Raw genomic sequence first — 4,413 nt, forward strand, 5'->3', positions numbered from 1 at the left:
CTCGTCCACGGCGCGCTTCAGGTCGTAGCGTAAAGGCGCTCAGGTCGATCGGCGGCCCTGCCACGACGTGGACGGTGTGCTGGGGGACGACGAGGTGGTGCTGCGGCATCCAGCCCGCCCGGGAGCGAGTGCGGCGATCGCTCGGTGAAGGCGGCCGGACGATGCTGGCCGCCAGCGGTCAACTGCTGGAACTGCCAGCGGTAGGAATCTTCGCCTGCTCCCACCCATCAACGTCGTTGCGGCCCCCGACGATGCCAGCGCCACCAGCTCCGGATCCACGCCGCGGCCGCCTTTGCCGCTCAACCGCCTTGCACGCAACGGCAGAACGCCGCCACCGCCCGTGCCCCGGACGGATCGGGTGAGCGTGACAAAGCCGCGAGTCGCATTCCCCTCTCCCGCATCGACGGGAAGGTCATGAGATCGTCCCGGGACCGTCACCAGCAGCCGGTGCCCCACCGTGCCCGGTACCCCGGACGAATCGACCACAGCCGTCGACCGGACCGGAACTCCAGCGGCCCTGCCGCAATAGCGGCAGCTGGGCGCCTCAGTTGGCTGCGCGACAGAAAAAATCTTCCGGACAAGCAATAAGGAAGGGGTAAGCCTGGCAAACCAGGTGAATATACCTATTAGTTCGTGAATGGCACCCGGGTAGACGATGCCCAAACGTCTTCCCACCTGCCAGTAAGGGAAGGAGGTGAACCATGAGCGACATCGCGCAGCAGCCCCCTACGGCGGACGAGGCCGAGACCGCACCCGTCGGAGGTGAGGAGCCTGCAGCCGAGACAGCTGAAGCAGCTGAGGCGGAGACGCCTGAAGCCCCTTCGGCGGAGGAGGCCGAGACCGCACCCGTCGGAGGTGAGGAGCCTGCAGCCGAGACGGCTGAAGCAGCTGAGGCGGAGACGCCTGAAGCCCCTTCGGCGGAGGAGGCCGAGACCGCACCCGTCGGAGGTGAGGAGCCTGCGGCCGAGACAGCCGAGACGGCCGAGGCGGAGACGCCCCCAACCGTCGAGAGCGGTGACGAGGAGTCCCCCGAAGAAGCTGGAACCGAGGAATCAGAAGCGACAGCGACCGACAGTGGGCAATCCTCAGATGAGGAGTGATTTTCCTGTGCGGCACGAACTGTCGCACAGAACAACTTCCATTTTTCGCATGACAACTGGAGCCGCCGCCGGTATCGCCCGGCGGCGGCTCCCTGGCAGGCAGAGCTTGGTCCGCAGTGAAGCAACGCTCCGGGCGGCCGAGCCGGACGCCGGCCGCACGGTCCCTATACCGCCGGCCGACCCGTGGTGGACCGAGTACGGCCGCGATGACGTCACCGGCGGTGCTTTGACTCATCCCGTTGCTGGCTCACGAAAGCCGTGCTGGATGGGCAGGACAGCTGTAGCCCCAGTAGTGGCTGTGGTCCATCGCATGCTGTGGCTGGGCCATTACCGGAGCATCCCGGAACGGTGCGCTTTCACGGCAGGTCACCGGAAGTCCGTGGCGGAGTCCCTGCTTTCACCTGTTTGGGTCAACGCCGCGGCGCGGGTCGACCCGCTCGGCTGCACGGGTTGGCGGAGGGGCAACCGGTCAGGTTCGCGGCCGCCCGAGCCCAGGGAGACGGTGGCGCCGGTCACGCTCTCGCCGAGCAGCTTCTGGAGGGTGCGCGGAGGATGCGCAAGAGGCCATCCATGATGCATGGTCCGGCGGGCGATCAAGGGCCGGTTCGCGGCCGGGCCTGCTGATCTCGGCGGCTTCGTAATTCACCCGACCAGCCAGGAGGACACGTGATGGCAGAGACCACGGATTTGCTCGTACCGGCGTTGCGCGATGTCCGTGACGCCCAAGCTTCGGTCGTCGACAGCTTCCAGGCTCATATCGCCGTCACCCCCGCCGGGAAGTACCGGCGGATCCTGGAGCGCCACATCGCCGACGCCCAAGACCATGTCAGCAGCATCGACGAACACGTGGAGCAGCTGCGGCCGCACGACCCGCTCCGGGATGCCCTCGACGGGGTGCGTGACTTCGCCGGGCAGGCCACCCGGGCTGCCCGGCTGCCCTTCGACGTTGCCATGGCGGTACCGGTCGGCGCGTTGTGGGGCCGGAGAAGGGCCCCAGAGCGCCAGCTGCTGAAGAACGCCGAGGACGAGTACGCGATCACCGCCATGGCTGTGGCTACCTGCCGGGCCGGCGAAAGCATCGCCCGGGAAACCGACGACGCCGCTGGCGCGGAGCTGCTCGGCTCCATCCGCCGCCACGACGAGGAACTGCTCCAAACGCTCGGCGGCAGCCTTGCGGAGCACGCCGGGGCGGTGGTGGCCGCCGCGAACGGCGGCCGCTCCGCGGAGCGGGTCGGCTCCACCGGGGCCGCCCAGGCGGTACGTGCCGGTTGGAGCCGTCTGCAGGAGACGGTCGCGGGTGCGATCCGGTGGCTGCCTGGCGTGACCCGGATGTGGAGGGAGTTGAAGGGGGCCGCGGTAGCGGAGGACGAGCTGCCGATTTCCGGCTACGGCGAGCTGACCGCCGTCGAGGTCACCGGCCGGCTTCGGCACCTGTCCCAGGCCGACCTGGCCACGGTCGAGGGCTATGAGCGGGCCCATGCGGGCCGTTCCACGATCCTGAACAAGATCGTGGACCTGCGCGGGGACGAGCCCTGGCCCGGTTACGACTCCATGAATGCCGACGAGATCCGCACCCTGATGCACGTGGCCGACGCCGACCTCGCCCAGCAGGTACTCGACTACGAGCGCCGTCACCAAGAACGCACCACCATCACCACGGCCGCCGAACGCATAACCATCTGACCGGATGAGCCGTCCGGCCCCCGGCCCCCGTCAGTGGGCGCGGATGGTTCCGGCCCACCGGCGGCGCGGGGAAAGTAGCCGATCGGGGCGCGCACTGCGTGAGGTAGAGCGGCATGAACTTGCCTTGAGTGACGGGCGACGCCCCCGGGCGCGAGTACCAACGTTGGCCGACACGGCGGGCGGGTGTCGCAGACAACGGGGTTGGGAGAGCGGGCCCTCGTCCTCACCGCTCCGAACGCGGCACCGAGCGCATCCGACTGCGGCCTGCGAATCCCCCGCGCCGATGCAGCGCCGACTTCCAGTCGGCGAGGCTGCCCGAGCGCGCGGTGATCCAGCTGCGGGGGCACTCTCTCCCCCAGACTCGCGTCTGGGTGGGGTGCCCCCGGCCGAAGGCTGGGGGCAGTGCCCCACCTGCCTTCCCCCTGGCTCCGCCGGGGCCGGAGGCCGTCAGCGCCGGGCAACGCCCTCCACCCGAGCGGCGGCAGCCACCGCGGCGGTGACCGCCGGGGCGACCCGCTCGTCGAACGGGCTTAGGATGATGTTGTCCGCGCTCAGCTCGTCCGCCACGACCGCCGCCAGCGCCTCGGCCGCGGCCAGCTTCATGCCTTCGGTGATCCGCGAGGCCCTCACCTGCAGCGCGCCGGCGAAGATGCCCGGGAAGGCGAGGACGTTGTTGATCTGGTTAGGGAAGTCGCTGCGCCCGGTGGCCACCACGGCCGCGTACTTGTGCGCGACCTGGGGGTGGATCTCGGGAGTCGGGTTGGCCATCGCGAAGATGAAGGAGCCCTCCTTCATGGTGGCCACCGCCGCCTCGGAGACTGTGCCGCCCGAGACGCCGATGAACACGTCCGCGCCATCCAGCGCCTCCTCCAGCGAGCCGGTCAGGGCGGCCCGGTTGGTGTAGGAGGCCAGCTCCCGCTTGACCGAGGTGAGATCCTCACGGCCGGCATGCACCACGCCCCCGCGGTCCGTCACCGCCACATCGCCGATCCCTGCCTCAGTCAGGATCTTGGCGATGGCCACCCCCGCCGCGCCCGCGCCCGAGATGACCGCGCGCAGCTCGCCCAGCGCACGCCCCGTCAGCCGGGCGGCGTTGCGCAGCGCGGCCAGGGTGACCACGGCGGTGCCGTGCTGGTCGTCGTGGAAGACCGGGATGTCGACCCGTTCCTGCAGCTTCCGCTCGATCTCGAAGCAGCGCGGGGCAGAGATGTCCTCCAAGTTCACCCCGCCGAAGGACGGGGCCAGCCGGACCACGGTCTCGACGATCTCGTCCACGTCGGTGCAGGCCAGCGCAATCGGCACCGCGTCCACCCCGCCGAACTGCTTGAACAGGATCGCCTTGCCCTCCATCACCGGGAGCGAAGCCTCCGGCCCGATGTCGCCGAGGCCCAGCACAGCGGTACCGTCCGTGACGACCGCGACGACCTTCGACTTCCAGGTGTAATCGTGGACGAGTGCGGGCTGCTCGGCGATGGCGGTGCAGATCTTGGCGACGCCCGGTGTGTAGGCCAGGGACAAGTCCTCGGCGTCACGCACCGGCACGGTGGCGGACACCTCCATCTTGCCGCCACGGTGCAGCGCGAAGGCCGGGTCGATCGGGAAGTGATCCAGATCGCTGTCGCTGTCGCTG

The 4,413-nt window shown here is 69.5% G+C and carries 3 protein-coding genes; 2 read left to right on the forward strand and 1 reads right to left on the reverse strand.

Annotated features, from left to right (window positions below; all coding sequences use genetic code 11):
* The first annotated feature begins 701 nt into the window (after positions 1 to 701).
* Together FCI23_RS54175 and FCI23_RS54180 are read left to right on the forward strand one after the other, a co-directional pair.
* Positions 702 to 1,100, forward strand: a complete 399-nt coding sequence (locus tag FCI23_RS54175; protein ID WP_136731558.1) for a hypothetical protein — start codon at positions 702 to 704, stop codon at positions 1,098 to 1,100.
* 669 nt (positions 1,101 to 1,769) lie between these two features.
* On the forward strand, positions 1,770 to 2,783 hold the full coding sequence (locus tag FCI23_RS54180; RefSeq protein WP_136731559.1) for a hypothetical protein: 1,014 nt from the start codon (positions 1,770 to 1,772) through the stop codon (positions 2,781 to 2,783).
* Positions 2,784 to 3,230: 447 nt separating this feature from the next.
* On the opposite strand, the gene FCI23_RS54185 is transcribed toward FCI23_RS54180, so the two are convergent.
* On the reverse strand, positions 3,231 to 4,394 hold the full coding sequence (locus tag FCI23_RS54185) for an NAD(P)-dependent malic enzyme (RefSeq protein ID WP_136731560.1): 1,164 nt from the start codon (positions 4,392 to 4,394) through the stop codon (positions 3,231 to 3,233).
* Positions 4,395 to 4,413 lie beyond the last annotated feature (19 nt).

The organism is Actinacidiphila oryziradicis (assembly GCF_005047355.1).
GTDB classification, from domain to species: Bacteria; Actinomycetota; Actinomycetes; order Streptomycetales; family Streptomycetaceae; genus Actinacidiphila; species Actinacidiphila oryziradicis.

Bases quoted from the DNA above. Each gene is read 5' to 3' on its own strand.
- FCI23_RS54175 (WP_136731558.1), top strand. From the start codon at position 702: ATGAGCGACATCGCGCAGCAGCCCCCTACGGCGGACGAGGCCGAGACC.
- FCI23_RS54180 (WP_136731559.1), top strand. From the start codon at position 1,770: ATGGCAGAGACCACGGATTTGCTCGTACCGGCGTTGCGCGATGTCCGT.